Annotated in this window: 15 protein-coding genes; 6 read left to right on the top strand and 9 right to left on the bottom strand. The window is 72.3% G+C overall.

Features of this window, described 5'->3' with window-relative positions; all coding sequences use genetic code 11:
* Positions 1–49 precede the first annotated feature (49 nt).
* Both D458_RS0112680 and D458_RS0112675 read right to left on the bottom strand, forming a co-directional pair.
* Complete coding sequence (locus D458_RS0112680) at positions 50–1021, bottom strand: MsnO8 family LLM class oxidoreductase (RefSeq protein WP_017587129.1); 972 nt, start codon at positions 1019–1021, stop codon at positions 50–52.
* Between the two features lie 151 nt (positions 1022–1172).
* Entirely contained in the window at positions 1173–2120 is a 948-nt protein-coding gene (locus D458_RS0112675; protein ID WP_017587128.1) for an NAD(P)-dependent alcohol dehydrogenase, read from the bottom strand.
* A gap of 84 nt (positions 2121–2204) precedes the next feature.
* Between D458_RS0112675 and D458_RS0112670 the strand changes: the two genes are divergently transcribed.
* Together D458_RS0112670 and D458_RS0112665 are read left to right on the top strand one after the other, a co-directional pair.
* On the top strand, positions 2205–2855 hold the full coding sequence (locus tag D458_RS0112670) for a TetR/AcrR family transcriptional regulator (protein ID WP_017587127.1): 651 nt from the start codon (positions 2205–2207) through the stop codon (positions 2853–2855).
* A 124-nt stretch (positions 2856–2979) separates the two neighbouring features.
* Positions 2980–3363, top strand: coding sequence for a VOC family protein (locus D458_RS0112665; RefSeq protein ID WP_017587126.1), 384 nt, complete (start codon positions 2980–2982; stop codon positions 3361–3363).
* Between the two features lie 127 nt (positions 3364–3490).
* Here the strand turns inward: D458_RS0112665 and D458_RS0112660 are convergent, their stop codons facing one another.
* A complete protein-coding gene (locus D458_RS0112660; protein WP_017587125.1) occupies positions 3491–3985 on the bottom strand; it encodes a winged helix-turn-helix transcriptional regulator in 495 nt (164 codons plus the stop codon).
* 77 nt (positions 3986–4062) lie between these two features.
* Here D458_RS0112660 and D458_RS0112655 point away from each other — a divergent pair, with 77 nt between their 5' ends.
* On the top strand, positions 4063–4581 hold the full coding sequence (locus tag D458_RS0112655; protein WP_017587124.1) for a PaaI family thioesterase: 519 nt from the start codon (positions 4063–4065) through the stop codon (positions 4579–4581).
* 109 nt (positions 4582–4690) lie between these two features.
* Here D458_RS0112655 and D458_RS0112650 read toward each other — a convergent pair whose 3' ends face one another.
* From D458_RS0112650 to D458_RS0112635, 4 genes are all read right to left on the bottom strand, one after another.
* Complete coding sequence (locus D458_RS0112650; RefSeq protein WP_017587123.1) at positions 4691–5128, bottom strand: hypothetical protein; 438 nt, start codon at positions 5126–5128, stop codon at positions 4691–4693.
* 150 nt (positions 5129–5278) lie between these two features.
* Positions 5279–6520, bottom strand: coding sequence for a transcriptional regulator (locus D458_RS0112645; RefSeq protein ID WP_017587122.1), 1242 nt, complete (start codon positions 6518–6520; stop codon positions 5279–5281).
* A gap of 399 nt (positions 6521–6919) precedes the next feature.
* The gene (locus D458_RS0112640; RefSeq protein WP_017587121.1) at positions 6920–8137 is read right to left on the bottom strand and encodes a PrsW family intramembrane metalloprotease; all 1218 of its coding nucleotides are present in this window, start codon (positions 8135–8137) and stop codon (positions 6920–6922) included.
* The gene (locus tag D458_RS0112635; RefSeq protein WP_026119242.1) at positions 8134–8745 is read right to left on the bottom strand and encodes a hypothetical protein; all 612 of its coding nucleotides are present in this window, start codon (positions 8743–8745) and stop codon (positions 8134–8136) included. Before D458_RS0112635 ends, D458_RS0112640 begins: the two co-directional genes overlap by 4 nt.
* A gap of 306 nt (positions 8746–9051) precedes the next feature.
* On the opposite strand from D458_RS0112635, the gene D458_RS0112630 reads away from it, so the two are divergent.
* Both D458_RS0112630 and D458_RS0112625 read left to right on the top strand, forming a co-directional pair.
* Entirely contained in the window at positions 9052–9837 is a 786-nt protein-coding gene (locus tag D458_RS0112630) for a class I SAM-dependent methyltransferase (RefSeq protein ID WP_017587119.1), read from the top strand.
* A 463-nt stretch (positions 9838–10300) separates the two neighbouring features.
* Positions 10301–12151: a stealth family protein gene (locus tag D458_RS0112625; protein WP_017587118.1), complete on the top strand. Its 1851-nt coding sequence runs from the start codon at positions 10301–10303 to the stop codon at positions 12149–12151.
* Positions 12152–12222: 71 nt separating this feature from the next.
* Here D458_RS0112625 and D458_RS0112620 read toward each other — a convergent pair whose 3' ends face one another.
* Both D458_RS0112620 and D458_RS0112615 read right to left on the bottom strand, forming a co-directional pair.
* A complete protein-coding gene (locus D458_RS0112620; RefSeq protein ID WP_017587117.1) occupies positions 12223–13680 on the bottom strand; it encodes a WGR domain-containing protein in 1458 nt (485 codons plus the stop codon).
* Positions 13681–13896: 216 nt separating this feature from the next.
* Positions 13897–14838, bottom strand: coding sequence for an MBL fold metallo-hydrolase (locus D458_RS0112615; protein ID WP_017587116.1), 942 nt, complete (start codon positions 14836–14838; stop codon positions 13897–13899).
* A 410-nt stretch (positions 14839–15248) separates the two neighbouring features.
* Between D458_RS0112615 and D458_RS0112610 the strand changes: the two genes are divergently transcribed.
* A complete protein-coding gene (locus D458_RS0112610; protein WP_017587115.1) occupies positions 15249–15989 on the top strand; it encodes a maleylpyruvate isomerase family mycothiol-dependent enzyme in 741 nt (246 codons plus the stop codon).
* The last annotated feature ends 206 nt before the right edge of the window (positions 15990–16195 follow it).

Below are 16195 nucleotides of genomic sequence, written 5' to 3'. Positions count from 1 at the left end.
TTCGCCCCAGAGGGGTCCGTTCTGACCACGGCCCCGGAGCGCGGAGCCGTTACGGGGTTCGGAGGGAGGCGAGGAACTCGTCGGTCTTCCTGACCTCGTCATGGTCGTAGGTGCTGACGTTGGCGAGGAGCTCGGAGGCGCCGGTGCGCTCGAGGAGGCCGGCGAGTGAGTCCGCCACCTGCTCCGGCGTACCGGCGATCGCGGAGTCCGTCCAGTCGTCGACCGCCCTGAGCTTCTTCTCGCGGCTCGTCTCGCCGATCAGCCGGCGCACCTCATCGACGGGGCGCAGCGCCCGGAACTCGCCGACCTCCCGCGAGTCCGCCAGCGCCCAGGCCTCGGGCAGCAGCAGGTCCCGGGCGCGCTCCTCGGTCTCCGCCACGGAGACGTCCACGTTGACCACCAGGTAGGGCTCGGACGCGGTCGGGCTCGATTGGAAGTCCCGGAAGTACGAGGCCAGCCGCTCCGCGTCGTGCAGAACCGGTCCGCCGACCACCACCGGAAGCCCCAGTTCGGCGGCGAGCGCCAGACCGCCCCGCACGGCGAGCAGGAACACCGGAGGAGGCTCGACGCCGGGTCTGGCGGTGATCTCGGCCCGCCCGCTCAGGTACTGCCGCACCCTCTCGACCTCGGCCGGGTACTCGCCCTCGCGCACGGCGGTCCGCCCGATCGCACGCCGGATCGGGGCGGTGAACCCGAGCGAGCCGCCCAGACCCAGGTCGACCCGGCCCGGGAAGAGGGCCTCGAGGAGCAGTGCCTGTTCGGCGATCAGCAGCGGGCTGTGGTTGGGCACCATGATCCCGCCGGTGCCCAGGCGGATGCTGCGGGTGCGGGCGCCGATCGCCGCGAGCAGCACGGCCGGAGTCGAGGCGGCGATGCCCGGGACCGCGTGGTGCTCGGCGGTCCAGAACCGGTGGAAGCCCAGTTCGTCCGCGCGTACCGCCCTGGCGACGGTCGCCGCGATCGCCTCCGCGTCGGACTCGCCGCTGCGCGTCCGTGAGCGGTCGAGCAGAGAGACACGCATCAACTCCTGGCCCCCTCCGTGCCGTGCCGCCGATGCTGTGGTGTCACCGGTGGTCCCGCCTGTCCGGTTCCGAGGTTCGCACGAACGGCCGGGCCGCGCCACAGAACCTGGCCGGAGGGGGTTCCCGGGCCCGTGGCACCGGTCCGGAGGCTCAGGGGCGGATCAGGACGTTGCCGACCTTGTGGCCGGAGTCGACCCTCCGGTAGGCCTCCGCGATCTCCTCGAGGGGGTCGATCCGGTCGATGACCGGGGTCAGGACACCGTCGGCCACGAGCCCCAGCAGGTGCGCGAAGTCCTCGGGCCGCTCGGGTGCGGCGCCCGCCCGGACGTTGCCGCGGGCCCGCACGACGTCCCGCAGACCGGCCGCGGCCAGCAGAAGAACCCCGCCCTCGTCGAGGAGGCCGCGGCCGGACGCGGGGGAGAGGTTGCCGACGGTGTCGAGCACGACGTCGAAGCGCTCGGTCAGGGACACGACGTCGGTGGTGGTGTGGTCGACGGTCCGGTCAGCACCCAGTTCGGCGACCAGGTCCATGTTGGGCGTGCTCGTGACACCGGTGACCCTCGCGCCCAGGTGTTTGGCCAGCTGTACGGCGTTGGTGCCGACCGCCCCGGAGGCGCCGTTGACCAGTACGGAGGCACCCGGTTTCAGGGCGGCCTCGTCCCGCAGGAAGTGCAGGGCGGTGGTCCCGCCGAACAGCACCCCGGCGGCGTCCTCGTGGGAGACCCCGGCGGGTCTGCGTACGGCCCGCGCGGCCGGGACCACGACGTACTCCGCGTGCGTGCCCATCCTCTGGCCCGCCATGCCGCACACCTCGTCGCCGGGGGAGAGGCTGTCGACACCGGTTCCGACGGCGTCGACGACGCCGGAGAACACGCTGCCCAGAACCCCGATCCGGGGTCCCCGTAACCCGTACACCAGTCTGGCCACGAGGCCGAACCCCTGGGGGAAGCGGGCGGCGCGGATCCGGGCGTCTCCCGCGGTGACGGCCGCGACCGCGACCCGGACTCGGACCTGCCCGGGGCGCGGCCGCGGTGTGGGCGACTCGGTGACGCGGGCGACCTGCGGCGGTCCGTACCTCTTGACGATCGCGGCCTTCATGAGCGCTCCCTTACACTTGTAAGTCTGTTGTTCCGTGAACGGTACTCTTACATGTGTAAGTCCACAAGGTCTCGTGAGGTAGTGATGGTCGAACGCCCAGCTCTGAACCGCTCGCGTGTGATCGGGGCGGCCGTCGGCGTCGCCGACCGGTCCGGGCTCGCCGGAGTGAGCATGCGCAACGTGGGCAGGGAGCTCGGGGTGGAGGCGATGTCGCTCTACCACCATGTCGCGGGCAAGGAGGACCTGCTCGACGCGATGGCGGACTGGATCTTCGCCCGGATCGAGCTGCCCGCCCTCGACCGGCCCTGGCGCCAGGCCATCGCCGACCGCTCCGCCTCCGCGCGTCGCGTACTGTCCCGGCACCCGTGGGCGCTGGGCCTGCTGGAGTCCCGCAGCTCCCCGGGGCCGGCGCTGCTGCGCCACCACGACACGGTGCTCGGCTGCCTGCGCAACAGCGGCTTCTCGGTGCGTCTGGCGGCCCACGCCTACTCGGCGATCGACTCCTACGTCTACGGGTTCGTGCTGACCGAACTGAACCTGCCCTTCGCGCCGGGGGAGGGGGCGGAGGAGTTCACGGCCGCTCTGGCCCCGCCCCCGGGCGTCTACCCGTACCTGGCGGAGTTCCTCGCGGAGCTGGTCGTCGGCAAGGGGTACGACTACGGCGACGAGTTCACCTACGGTCTCGCGCTGGTCCTCGACCAGCTGGAGCGGCGCCTCGCCGAGCAGGACGCGTAGCCACCGGGGCGGACACCGCGGCGGGGCGGCCCTGCGCGCGGCCGCACCCGGGCGAGGGGTGCGGGGGTGCGGTCCGGGGTAGGGGCGCCAAGGATCCCGGGATGTGACGACGAAGGGAATCCGGATGCGACTGGCCTACGTGCTCGACACCAACGACCTCGAGACGGCGGCGGACTTCTGGTGCGCGGCGCTGTCCTTCGAACGCGAACCGGGGCAGCACCCCGTCTACGTGGCGCTCAAGGACCCCGGCGGGCGCTGGCCGGACCTGCTGTTGCAGTTGGTGCCCGAACCCCGGCCCGGGAAGAACCGGATGCACATGGACCTGGTCGTCGCCGACCACGCGGCGGAGACCGCCCGGCTGGTCGGGCTGGGCGCCCGGGTGCTGACACCGGCCCGCGCGGAGGACGGCCACGTGGTGGTGGTGCTCGCCGATCCGGAGGGCAACGAGTTCTGCGTGGTGGAATCTCCCACCGAAACCGGCAGCGGATCCGGGGACACCGGGGCCTGACCGTCGAGGGCCGGGGCTCCGGAGGGCACCGGGAAACGGTCTCCGACCGGTCCCGGTCCTGGCACGGGGTCGGGTCCCGGAGCCGGACCCGCTCCGCACCCCTGCGCGGGGACGCCCCCCGACCGGCTCAGCCGGGGTCGCCTCCGGTGCGCCGGGGGACGACGTCCTGCATGCTGACCGGTTCCTCGCAGGTGGGGCAGACGGGCGGGTGGCCCAGGGGCATGCGGTGTTCGCGGCCGTCCGGGCCCCGGTGGTCCAGGACGGCGGGAGGTTCGTCGAACAGCCACTTGTCACCCCAGCTGAACAGGGCGAACAGTACCGGCGCGAGGTCCTGTCCGGCCTCGGTGAGGTGGTACTCGTACCGGGCCGGGCGCTCCTGGTAGGCCCTGCGGCTGATGATCCCGGCCTCCTCCAGGCTGCGGAGCCGTGCGGTGAGGCGGTCCCTGGGGGCGCCGGTGTTGCGGGCGAGGGCGTCGAACCTGCGGACCCCGAACAGAAGCTCGCGCACCACCAGCAGGGACCACTTCTCGCCGACCAGCTGCAGGGCGGCCGCCGCGGAACAGGGACGGCCGGGGACGGAGACGGCCGGTGGCCGTGGCGGTGTGTCCTCGGTTCGCTGCATGCCCACAGGATGGCATGCGGTTCCGAAGGGCCGGGTCAATAGTTTGAAAATCAAACCCACAAGATAGGGTGCCCGGAATGGAGCAGAACACACAGACCCCTGAGTCATGGGGCGAACCCCGCAGCAAGACGGTCACCTGGCACGACCCCAAGCTCACGGTGGACGGCCGGGAGGGCCTCACCGGGCTCGAACACATGGAGGCCGGGCTCCGGGGCGAACTCCCCGGCGCCCCGATCGGCGCCCTGATGGGCTTCCGGCTCACCGCGGCCAGCCAGGGCGAGGTGCGCTTCGAGGGCACCCCGGACGAGTCCGCGTGCAACCCGATGGGGGCCGTGCACGGAGGCCTGATGTGCACCGTGCTCGACTCCGCCGTGGGCTGCGCCGTCCAGACCACCCTGCCCGCCGGGGTGGGGTACACGTCGGTGGAGATCAAGGTCAACTACCTGCGGCCCGTCTTCGCGGGCACCCCGTTGTTCGCCCGGGGCTGGGTCACCAAGCCCGGCCGCCGCGTCGCCTTCGCCGAGGGCGAGATCCGCGACGCCGCCGACAAGGTCGTCGCCACCGCCTCCTCCACCTGCCTCGTCTTCGAGCTCTGACCCGGCTGCGGAGCCCGGACGGGTGAGTGCCGGTCCGGCCCCGGTCCGGCAACGGCTCCGGTCGGATCCCGGGCCGGGGGCCTCGGCCCGGTCCCGCTCTCCGGCGCCCTCAGTACCTGGCCACGCGGGGTTTCCACAGGGTGGCCCGCTCCACCACGTAGACCTCCAGGTTGGTGACGCTCGCCCCGCAGGTGCCCTTGCGTTCGGTGGCGACCAGCGCCGAGGCGATGAGTTCGGCCCGGTGCCGCTCCTCGGCGTCGGTGTCGCCGACCGGGATCACCTGCCGCACGTGGTGGCACTGTGCGCGGCCGCTGTCGTGGACCAGGCCGACCACGTACGTGCGCCGCCAGCGCCGCAGGGCGGCCTGGCGCGGGATCACGTACCGGTAGCGGCAGCGCACCTTACTGCCGTCGGGCAGGCCGGCCTCGGCCTCGTAGGTGATCGACCACCAGTTCTCGGCCACCTGGACGACCGTCGCGTCCATGGCCCGCGCCCATGCCTCCAGGGTCGACCGGTCCTTGGCCTCGATGGTGGCGGCGTCGCTCACGGCGCCCCCCGAACTCTCGAACGTGCCCCGGGCACCCCCATGACCCCCGGGGCTCTGATGGTGAGTAACCCTATGTGGTGATGCTGATTCGAGGGGTACAGAATGTGCCCCCTGTGTCCTCGGTTCCCGTGGGGTTGATTCCCGCTCCGGTCAGGACAGCAACCCGATCCGTGCGGCGAGCCCGCCCGCACGGTCACGCCGACGGGCCTCACGTGACTCCAGTTCCTCCAGCACCATCCGGCGGGCGAAACCGTTGTACCGGACCGTCTCCGGAGCCGCCTCGTGCGCCGCCTCCAACACGCGCAGCGCCTCGTCCCGCAGGCCCGCCAGATGGTGGGCGCGGGCCTGCTCGATCCGGTACCGGGCCCGGCGCGGCCGTGAGGGGATCGCCTCCGCCGGGGCCCGCTCGGCCTGGCGTACCGCCTCGTTGCCGTTGCGCAGCTCCACCGCCACGGTCACCGCGTGCGCGCCCATCACCGGCCGGGAGAACGAGGTCACCGGATGGTAGTAGGAGGCGGGCAGCCGTTCGGCCGCCCTGCGCGCGGTGTCCCAGTGGCGCCACGCCGAACCCGCCTCCCCGCGCCGCGCCGCCGTGTACCCCGCCTCGAACCGGAGTGCGCCCCACACCGCCAGGACGTCCCGGTTCCCGTCCGGCAGATACCGGACGAGGTGCCTGCCGGCGTCCTCGGTGACCGTGTCGGCGGCCTCCCAGTCACCGGCGTCCCGGTGCGCCTGCGCCAGCAGCCAGGCCGCCACCCCCAGGGCGTGCGGGTCGTCGGCCTCCTGGGCGGCGACCATGCCGCGTTCGGCGACCCGCCACAGCAGACTCTGCGCGGGTTGGTAGGCGATGAAGAACTGCGCCAGCGAACACACCTCCGACAGCACCGACCGCGCCGCGGCCCGGTCGGCCGGGCTGTGGGCCTGGTGCACCGCACGCTGCGCGTCCCCGAACAACCCGGGGAGCAGCCGTCCCACCACCTCCCGGTGGTTGGGGGCCGAGTGCCGTGCCCGCCAGGCCCCGGCCAGCCGGGCACGCAGCTGTTCCAGCGGGGGAGCGGGCCGGTCGTCGCCCAGGGGCAGGGCGTTGACCGCCTCACGCACCCTCGGCAGCAGGGTGTGTCCCGGGCCGGTGAACAGTTCCACGGGCACGGACTGCTCACCGGTGAGTTCGGCGAGGTCACGGATGCGCAGGGCCTCCACCAGGCGGAGCAGGATCGGGAGTTTGGGGGTGCCCAGGCGGCCGGTCTCCACGGCCTTGACCCACGACGCCGAACGGCCGACCAGACCGCCCAGCACCTCCCGGGTCAGACCGCGTCTGGTGCGGTTCAGCTTGAGGCGGGTGCCGAAGGGGACCTCGACCTCGTGCGGGTCCGGGGTGCCGTCCACGGGCATCGCGTTGTCCTTCCCTGGGGAGCCGCGGACTCCAGGTTACGAGGGGGCTTCCGGCCCCAGGGAGGGAATCGCCGAACCTCACCCGGTCGGGCCACTGCGCCGCCCACCCTCCCTTCGAGCCCCCGGCCCGGCCCGATACGCCCGTCCCGGTCCTGCCCGACAGGCTTCTCCGCATCCCTCGGGGTGACCGCCTGCCACACCGACGACCGACTCGTCCAGGGCCGCGACGCGGCAATGATGGGTGCCCTGGCCTCGATTGCCCAGGTCGACGATCCGGGCCGAGCGAAACCCCCCGGACGTGGCGGAGCCCCCGGTCGGCCTCTGCGGCTCCGGGGGCTCCTCGGCGGTGTGCGCGGTGAAAGAGGGCGCGCTCGCGGTGAGCCGGCGTCCGGGCCCCGGTCAGCCGCGGTACTCCGACGCGCGCTCCTCGGCCGCCGCCACCATCTGCTCCTGACGGGCGCGGACGGCGGGCCGCTCCGGGTGGGCCACACGGCTCAGCTCCCCGCGGCGGCCGTGCCGGCTGGCCAGTGCCACCGCCGACGAACGGCGGATGCCCAACTCCTCGCCCTCCTCGGCCAGGGCGCGGCGGACCCGTCCGCGGTAGGCGTGCCGTACCGCGAGGTACACGGCCAGGGCGGACACGAACACCGCCAGGACCTTGACGAGGATCCCGAGCAGGCTCTGCAGCAGCGGAGCGTCGAAGAGCCAGTGCAGGCCCATCGCCAACAGCAGCAGGAGCAGGGCTCCGACCGCACGGCGCGTGCCGGGGCGCCAGGCCGTGGCGGCCAGCAAGCCGATCGCGGTACCGGCCACGGCCGACATCGCCCAGTGCGAGCCCAGACCGGTGAGCACGACCCGGGCGAAGAACGACTGGACCACCGAGACCATCCCCGCGGTGGCACCCTGCATCGAGATCATGTTGAGCGCGTAGGTGAGGTCCTCCACCAGCTGGAAGCCCAACCCCACCAGGGAGCCCGCGACGAACCCGTCGACCGGCCCGCGCACCGCGCGCGGCGCGATGACCGCGATCAGCACGACCCCGGTGACCTTGAGCAGTTCCTCGTTGATCGGGGCGGTCAGCGCCGCACCCCAGAGCGAACCGAACTCCAGGCCGCCCGCCCTGGACCACGCGGACCCCAGCTGGGTGTTGGCGTACAGGGCCAGACCGACCGCCCCAGTCATGCCCCAGACCAGGGCCAGGAGCGAGAACGCGAGGTTCGGCGGCCGGACCGGGCGGATCCGCCGCAGGATCCAGAACCCGATCACACCCACCACGGCGAGCATCAGTACGGAGGCCACCGCCTCCGCGGTGAAGACCCGGATCGCCCCGGTGAAGTTCAGCAGCGTGTAGCCGAGGCCGCCCAGGCAGAGCACACCGAAGACCACCGCCGCGACCAGGCTGGGCAGGGGCTGGGTGCGCGGTGGTCCCGGCTCCGGTTCCGGCCCCGGCTGCGGCTGTGCTGAGGGCGGGAGCTCGGTGCCCTCGCTGTCCTGTCCGGTCGCTCCGGGGGCCTCGCGCTCCCCGGGGCCTTGGCGGCCCTGACCGTCTTCCCTGGGTGTGGGGATCTGACCGCTCGCCGTGGGCGGGACGTCCGGTTCGGGGCGTGCGTGGCTCATGGGGTGCCTCCTGAGGACCGGCTGAAGCGGATCGTCCGGACCAGCTTCTCCGCGTCGGCGACCTCGGTCGGGGTGGCGTCGGAACTGAAGGCCTGGGTCTCCACTGCGAAATCGCCCCCGGGAGAGAGGAAGACCGCCGCGGTACCGATGTTCTGCCGGAGGTGGAGGTCACCGGTGAGGCCCTCGGCGCCGGCCTCCGAGGTGATCGGCTCCGGTTCGCCGAGGGCCGCCGTGGCGTCGCCCACCCGGACGATGTCGCGCATCCCCTCCCAGAGCTCTGTCGCGGTGGCCCTCACGGGCGGAGTCACCACGCTCACCCGGAGGTTCACCGGACCCTTGCTGAAGACGTACCGCGCGCCCTGGGTGCTGGAGCCCGTGTTGAGTTCCCAGCCGTCGTCGAAGGACATCGACGCCTCGTAGCCCTGGCCGGAACCGAGCGTGATGCTCTGCCCCGCGGCCAGATCCTCGGTCCGGGGCAGGCCCGCGTTCAGCAGTGTCCAGCCGCCGGTCAGAACCGCGACCACCGCCGCGGCGATCCCCAACGGGACCCAGTTGCTCCGCGGCCCACGCGATCTGGCATGACGTAGTTGCGCGCTCTCCTCCGCCATGGCGCCCTCCATCTCCGCTCTCGTGGGGCCCTGGAAACACGGACCCTGGAAACAGCGAAACACCCCAAGGGGTGCGCACCGTCGAAAACAGGGATGCTTGCCGCATGTTTGCGGTGATTTCACCGGTGGCGGGGACGGTGCGGCCGTCGCGCTGCCTTCGCTTTGCCTCCGGTAGGGCTGAAAGCGGACGAGCTGACCGGAAGTGGCCCCTCCCGGTGGGCGCGCCCCCCTTGGCGAACCGGCCCGCCCGTGATGGGATGCCACCCCCAGAGTGACGGCCTACTGACGGAAGAGCACGGGCAACCGATGCCGAAGCAGACCATCGATCCCCTCCACGCGAACCGCTCCTCACTGGCACACCGGATCCGATACGCGTTGCGCCACCCCGGACGGATCGGGCCCTATGTGCTCCGGTCCGCACGCGACCTGCGCCTACGCCTGACCCACCGCGACCACGTCTCCTACTACCGCGCGGTGATGGCCTCCGACGCCGCCCGCGACCCCAAGGCGGCGGTCGGCAGCAGAAACGAGGAGCGCTGGCTCGCGCTCGGCGAGATGCAGTTCGACTACCTCGTCGAACACGGCCTGAAGCCGACCCACCGGATGCTCGACATCGGCTGCGGGAACCTGCGGGCGGGGTGGCGGTTCATCGAGTACCTGGACGCGGGCGGCTACTACGGCATCGACATCTCCCCGGACATCCTGGTCGCGGGAAAGAAGGTCCTCGCCGAACGCGGACTCCAGGACAAGCTGCCGCACCTGACCCTCACCCAGGACCTGACCTTCGACTTCCTCCCCGAGGACGCCTTCGACGTGGTCCACGCGCACAGCGTCTTCTCGCACTCGCCCCTGGAGGTGATCGACGAGTGCCTCGCCCACGTGGGCAGGGTGCTCGCCCCGGGCGGGTTCTTCGACTTCACCTTCGACCGCACGGAGGGAGCCGAGCACCACGTGCTGCGGGAGGACTTCTACTACCGGACCGACACTCTCGTCGCCCTCGCGGAGAAGCACGGTCTGCGGGCGCGCTTCATGGAGGACTGGGAGGAGCGCCCCCACGGCCAGTCGAAGATCCGGGTCACCGCGCCGGAGTAGAGGAGACGGCGGAGCGCGTGCACGGTGCCGAACGGGTACGGCCCGGGCGCGTGAAGTGAGGGCGTACGAGGCATGGGCACGGGCGCGCGAGACGGGGAAGTGAGCCACCGCGGGAAGTGAATCCGAGCGGGGAGCGGCCCGACGAGACGGAAAGTGAACAGAGGGTGTCCGGAATGGGCGGCCGGAGCGGGAACAGTCGGCGTGCCCGCCGCGTTCGAGGAACGGGACCGATGACGGTCGCTACCCTCTGAACAGGGATCGAGCGCATCGTGTCACCGACCCGGTCGGTTCGGTCGCGGTTCGGTCGCGAATGGATCTTTGTTCGGACTCTCGTGCGGGAGCGTGTCATCCCGGCGTGTGACTCGCGGGTCGGAGTGGTGTGGTTCCGCCACCCATCCCCCTGTCACGACTTCGGGGCGGCACCGGCCCGAGGCCGACGCGCGCCCTCACGGAAAGGCTGTCCATGTCCATGACAGCACGCGCCAAGCGCATCGCTGAACGCCTGCTCCCGCCCTCCACCCGAGCCCGACGGGAGGAGGAGCGCCGGGCCGCCGCGGCCCGGGACGCCGAGGAGCGCCGTCTGGCCAGGATCGCCGCGCGCAGGGCCGCACTCCTGGCCGGGGACCCCCGGCTGCGTGCCTTCACCCCGCCGCGGGACGGGACCGCGACCGCGCAGGACACGGGGCAGGGCACCGGCCGGTCCGAGGGGATCCGGCTGCTGGGCCGGGTCGTGGAGCGCTTCACCGCCGCGGAGGCCTCCGCCCGCAACCTGGACCTGGTCACCGAGGCGCTGCGCGGCGCCGGTATCGACCACTTCATGGTCCCGGGCCGCTCCCCGCTGCGGTACGTCGTGGGCGTGCACCGCTCCGACAAGAAGGCCTTCCTGACCGCCATGCGCGAACTCCACGCGGACAGCGCCGTCTACGCGGCCAGACCCGGACCGCAGGGCAGGGTGACCGACTACTGCGCGTACGCCGACGGAGCCCTGAGCGACGCCGTCAAGTCGGGGCTGACCATCCGCTTCGCCGAACAGCTGCTCTCCCCGCGGGGTGACCTGTTCGCCGGGTTCGAGTACGGCTGCGACGTGGAGTTCTGGCGGGACGGGAGCTCCGTGCTGAAGAGCGCCCGCGCCACTGACGCCCTGGAGAGGCTCAGGGTCAAGGTGCCCGCCGACGCCATGGCCGACGCGCTGCTCGCTCCGCGCCCCAACCGGATCGCCGACGTCCTGCCCGCCACCGAACGCGTCCCGGCCACCCTCACCGTCCAGAACCGCGAACTGCCCACCTACCGGCCCTTCTCCCACCGGCGGGCCGAGGAGGTCGCCTTCCCCGTCGACGTGGTCTACACGTGGGTGGACGGCTCCGACCCGGTGCACGCCGACAAACGGGCCCGGTACCGGGGGCAGCGTTCGGACCTGGCCTCGCACGCCGCCAACGCCTCCCGTTACACCGACCACGAGGAACTCCGCTACTCGCTCCGCTCTCTCCAGATGTACGCGCCGTTCGTCCGGAACATCTACGTGGTGACCGACAGTCAGGTCCCATACTGGCTGGACGCGGGTGAGCCCGGCATCACCGTGGTCGACCACCGCGACATCTTCACGGACCCCGGCGTGCTCCCGGTCTTCAGCTCGCGGGCGATCGAGACCCAGCTGCACCACATCGAGGGCCTCTCCGAGCGCTACCTCTACCTGAACGACGACGTGTTCTTCGCCGGTCCGGTCGGCGCCGAACACTTCTTCCACGCCAACGGGATCGCGCTGCTGCCGTTCTCCTCGCACCAGATCGGCGTGGGCCCGCCCATCCCGGAGGAGGTAGCGCCCAACTGGGCCGGGAAGAACGCCCGCGAGCTCTTCCTGGACTCCTTCGGCGCGACCATCACCCACAAGGTCCGGCACGCCCCCTTCCCGCAGATCCGCGAGGTGCACCGGGAACTGGAGGAGCGGTACCGCGAGGACGTGGAGCGCACCGCCGCCTCCCGGTTCCGGCACCCGGACGACATCGCCATGGCCACCACGCTGCACCAGTACTACGCCCTGCTCAGCGGCTACGGGGTGCGCGGTGAGTACCGGACCAGGTACGTGGACATCGGCACCGACACCGCGGCCGACCGGCTCGCCGCACTGGCCGCGGGGGCGGAGGGGGACTACGACTTCCTCTGCCTGAACGACTTCGACACCCCGCCGGAGCGCCAGGAGGCGGTGAGCCGCATGGTCCGCGACTTCCTGGAGCGCCGCTTCCCGTTCCCGTCGCGCTTCGAGAAGGAGGGCGAACCGGTCGGCGGCCCGGATCCGGAGATCTCCGTCGCAGCCTGACCCGCCCGGCCTGGACCGGTGACCCGTAGGGGGACCCGTGCTCGCACGGGTCCCCCGGTGGTGTCTCGGGGTCAACGCAGGCGGCGGATGTCGCCGCGGACACGGTAGAAACCGCCTCCGCTGGAGGTGAGGACCTCGCCCACGACGTAGCGGGCGCCCGGACGCCGGATGTCCTTGGGGAACTGCACCCGCAGCGACGGGTCGAAGCCGTCGGAGACCACACGCACGCGCAGCCGCCCGTTCTCGTCCACGCACTCCACGACCACCCCGTCGGCGGCGGAGAGGTCGCCCGCGCGGACGGTCTCCAGCTCGACGGAGGAGGTGACCGCGTCCCAGGCCGGGGCCTTCACGCTGACCGGCTCCGGGACACTGCCCCGCTCCGCGGAGACGATCGCGGACTCGGTGGCGTCGATGCAGGCCAGGGAGCCGTCGGTGGTCACGATGTAGAGCCGGTCCTCGTGGAACTGCATCGAGTACGCCGATCCGCACCCCGTCGCCAGCTTCCACAGGCGGCGGCCGTCCCGGGCGAAGCAGTAGACCGAGGAGTGGTTGTCGCCCGCGAAGACGTACCGCCCGTCCGGGGAGGCCGCGCAGGAGAAGACCGCGCCGTCGCAGCGGTAGGTCGACCGGTGCTCCCCGTCCTTGCCGATCCGGTCGACGGAGTTGCGAGCCGTGGCGGCGAAGACCTCGTCGCCCTCCTGCCAGCCGAACAGCACCGCACCGCTGGTCGGGGTCGTCCAGCACTCGTCCCCGGTGCGCGCGTCGTACATCGTCACGCCCCGGGAGTGGCCGTGGTAGACGCCCTCCTCGTCCTGGCGGACCATCCACGCGGAGCTGCCCGAGCTGCGCCGCGCCCACTGGAACTCGTCCTCGTGGTCGATCACGGTGATCCGGCCGGCGACGTCGGAGACCCCGAGCACACCGTCGTGGATGTCCAGCCAGAAGATGTCCACGTCCTCGGCGATCTCGTACGCCACGTGCGGGATCTTGGCTCCCAGGTCGTAGACCTTGCCGTCGTCGCAGCCCGCGTAGATCCAGAAGTCGTCGGCCACGATGCACTTGACCCCGTCCGGCAGCCCGTAGCGGGCGGTGACGGCGCCCTGGTGGGACAGGGTGTACACGTCCCCGCGCTCGTTGCCGACCCAGCAGCGCTCGTCGTCGACGAAGATGCCGAAGGCGGGGCTGCCCGAACGGAACCGCCACAGCACCGGCGCCTGGCGGGCGGTCGACCGCTGGCTGACGATGGTCCGCCTGGTCACGGCGCGCCGCTGGCGGACCCCGGCCACCGCGGGCTCGTACCCCTTGCGCCGCTTCTCCGCGATCTTCTTCGCCGCGGTCGCCTCGGCCTTGGCGACGGTGGCGTGGCTCGCGGTACGCGACTGGCCGCTCTCACCGATCCGCCCGTACCGGATGGTGACGTCGGTGCCGTCGACGGTGACCTCGTAGAACTTGTGCGCGCCGCCGCCCTCCTCGGAGAGCTCCAGGTAGGTACGGGTTCCGGTGTTCCGGTGGGTGGTGCTGAAGGTCATGGACCGCGCCCTTCGACGATCGTGTGCCGGGCACGCCACAGGGGAGGCGGGCGCCGGGCAGGGGAGGAGAGGGGGTACGCGCCTCCGGGGGCGGAGGCCGTGTCGACTGGTTCCCAATCTACGGACCGGTACCGACATTCCGGCGTCGGCCGGGTCCCGCCCGCGCCCGCTGATTCGCTCCCCGCCGCACGCCGTTCGGAGCGCGGCGTGCCCCGGTCAGAGGCTGGTGGGCATCGGACCGCCGTTCCACTCCACCGCGTCGGTCAGGGCCCGGACCAGGTCCAGCGGTTCGCCGACCAGGTCGGCCCGCGCGCGGTGCAGGTTCATGACGAACCGTTCGGCGTCCGCCCAGTCCCCGAACTCGCCGAGGCCGGTGCCGCGTGCGCACTCCAGCGGACTGCGGCCCTCGCGCACGGCGTCCTCGGCACTCGTGAGGACGAACCTGTAGTACCGCTCGTGGGCGGCCAGCACCCCGTCCAGCTCGGCGCCGGCCAGGGGCGGGCCGTGGCCGGGCACCACGTGGTCGGGGGCGAAGGAGCGCATCCACTCCAGGGAGCGCAGCGCCCCGTCGAGCGACCCCATGAACACCAGCGGGGTCAGCCCGTGGAAGATCAGGTCACCGGTGAACAGGACCCGCTCCTCGGGCAGCCAGGCCACCACGTCGCCGGGGGTGTGCGCGGTGTACCCCGGGTGGTGCAGGTCGACGCGGCGTCCGCCCAGGTGGAGGGTGAGTTCGCGGTCGAGGGTGACGGACGGGAGCCTGCGGGTGACGTCGCCCCAGTCGGGGACGGGCTCCCAGACCGGCGGGAGGTCCTCGAAGAGGGGGTCCGAGCCGAGGGCCTCGCGCATGGCGGTCTGGCCGATCAGCACGGTGGAGTCGGGGAGCACGCTGTTGCCGTAGGTGTGGTCGCCGTGCTGGTGGGTGTTGACCGCCCAGCGGACCGGTGCGCCCGCTGTCGCGGCTCCGAGCGCGTCCAGGAAGCGCCGGGTGCGGGTCGCGGTCGCGCAGGTGTCCACCACGAGCACACCGTCGTCCCCGGCCACGGCGCCCGCGTTGTTGACCCACCAGGTGCCGTCGGGTTGCACCCACGCGTACACCCCGTCGACGACCTCGCTCAGCGTCCCGGCCTCCGGACCGGTCCGTGCGGTCTGTCCCATGGCGATCCCCTCGTCCGCGATCCCTCGTCACCGGATCGGGCCCCGTTCCGCCGGGCCGGGCTCGTCGGGGCCTGCTCCCCGGGGCTCCGTTCGGCCGCGGGCCCGGCCACCGGGCAGCAGCGTAACCCGAGGTCCCGACCCGGGTGGGGCGCTTCGTGAAGTCGGTGGGGAGAAGGGAACGATCCCCTGCGGTTTCGACCGGTTCCGGGGCCGAGGCCGGTCGGACGGTCCGCGTCCGAGGGAGCCGAGCGCTCCGGCGCGATCGCCCACATCCTGTTGCCCGTAGCGGGTGCGGTCCTCCCGTACGCGAGCACCGCCGACCCGGGCACCGTCCACGGCCTGGTGCCCTGGCCGAGGCCGGCCTGTGGAAAACCGGACTTCGATCGGTGCGGGGTGCTAACGTCCCGAACATGGACACCCCCCGATACCTCACCGTTCTCCGTGAGAGCGGAACCCTCCTGGCCGACGCGGCCGAGGACAGACCGCACGCCCACGTACCCACCTGTCCTGCGTGGAACGTCGCCGACCTGGTCTGGCACGTCGGTGAGACCCACCACTTCTGGCGGTCCATCGCCTCCGGCGAGATCAAGGACCCCGGGGACGGCTACACGCAACCGGAACGGCCCGAGGACGAGGACCTCCTGGGCTGGTACCGGAAGGGGCTGGACGAGACGCTCGCCGTGCTCACCGCCCTCGACCCCGCAGAGCCCCGCTGGACCTGGGCGCCGCAGAAGGACGTCGCGTTCATCCAGAGACGCATGGCCCAGGAGACCGCCGTGCACGCCTGGGACGTCCTCAACGCGATCGGCAGCCGCGCACCGCTGCCGGGGGACGTGGCCACCGACGGTGTCGACGAGTTCCTCACCTTCTTCCTCGGCCTGGCCGAGATGCTGGGCCTGGAGCGCGACCCGGTCGGCCCGGTCGGGACGGTGCTGCTGCGCACCACCGACACCGGCCACGTCTGGTCGGTGGACCACACCGGACAGCACTGGCGGGTCAGCCGCAGCGAGACACGGGCCAGCACCGCCGTGGAGGGAACCGCCTCCGACCTGCTGCTCGCACTGTGGCGCCGGACCGGCACCCAGGCCCTCGGCGTCAGCGGTGACCAGGAGGCCCTCACCCGCTTCCTCAAGGCAGCCGAAACCGAGTGACCGGCCTCGGAGGGGACCCCGGTCGGTGGGCCCGCCCCAGGGGAGAGGGGCGAGGGGGCACTCCGACCTCCGCCCGGCTCTCCACCGGTCGGAGCACCCGCGGCTGAGCCGCCGGAGCACCGGGGGAGGAGCTCGGCAAGAGGCCCCGAGCACCAGAGCCCTGAGCACCAGGAGCCCCGAGCGCCAGGAGCCCCGAGCGCCAGGGA

It is taken from the genome of Nocardiopsis ganjiahuensis DSM 45031 (assembly GCF_000341085.1).
In the GTDB taxonomy this organism is placed as follows: domain Bacteria; phylum Actinomycetota; class Actinomycetes; order Streptosporangiales; family Streptosporangiaceae; genus Nocardiopsis; species Nocardiopsis ganjiahuensis.
Note: the sequence above shows the minus strand (reverse complement) of the source record. Positions and strands in the feature narration are given on the sequence as shown.

Bases quoted from the DNA above. Each gene is read 5' to 3' on its own strand.
- D458_RS0112610 (WP_017587115.1), top strand. From the start codon at position 15,249: ATGGACACCCCCCGATACCTCACCGTTCTCCGTGAGAGCGGAACCCTC.
- D458_RS0112625 (WP_017587118.1), top strand. From the start codon at position 10,301: ATGTCCATGACAGCACGCGCCAAGCGCATCGCTGAACGCCTGCTCCCG.
- D458_RS0112680 (WP_017587129.1), bottom strand. From the start codon at position 1,021: ATGCGTGTCTCTCTGCTCGACCGCTCACGGACGCGCAGCGGCGAGTCC.
- D458_RS0112640 (WP_017587121.1), bottom strand. From the start codon at position 8,137: ATGAGCCACGCACGCCCCGAACCGGACGTCCCGCCCACGGCGAGCGGT.
- D458_RS0112660 (WP_017587125.1), bottom strand. From the start codon at position 3,985: ATGCAGCGAACCGAGGACACACCGCCACGGCCACCGGCCGTCTCCGTC.
- D458_RS0112645 (WP_017587122.1), bottom strand. From the start codon at position 6,520: ATGCCCGTGGACGGCACCCCGGACCCGCACGAGGTCGAGGTCCCCTTC.
- D458_RS0112665 (WP_017587126.1), top strand. From the start codon at position 2,980: ATGCGACTGGCCTACGTGCTCGACACCAACGACCTCGAGACGGCGGCG.
- D458_RS0112655 (WP_017587124.1), top strand. From the start codon at position 4,063: ATGGAGCAGAACACACAGACCCCTGAGTCATGGGGCGAACCCCGCAGC.
- D458_RS0112620 (WP_017587117.1), bottom strand. From the start codon at position 13,680: ATGACCTTCAGCACCACCCACCGGAACACCGGAACCCGTACCTACCTG.
- D458_RS0112670 (WP_017587127.1), top strand. From the start codon at position 2,205: ATGGTCGAACGCCCAGCTCTGAACCGCTCGCGTGTGATCGGGGCGGCC.
- D458_RS0112615 (WP_017587116.1), bottom strand. From the start codon at position 14,838: ATGGGACAGACCGCACGGACCGGTCCGGAGGCCGGGACGCTGAGCGAG.
- D458_RS0112630 (WP_017587119.1), top strand. From the start codon at position 9,052: ATGCCGAAGCAGACCATCGATCCCCTCCACGCGAACCGCTCCTCACTG.
- D458_RS0112635 (WP_026119242.1), bottom strand. From the start codon at position 8,745: ATGGCGGAGGAGAGCGCGCAACTACGTCATGCCAGATCGCGTGGGCCG.
- D458_RS0112675 (WP_017587128.1), bottom strand. From the start codon at position 2,120: ATGAAGGCCGCGATCGTCAAGAGGTACGGACCGCCGCAGGTCGCCCGC.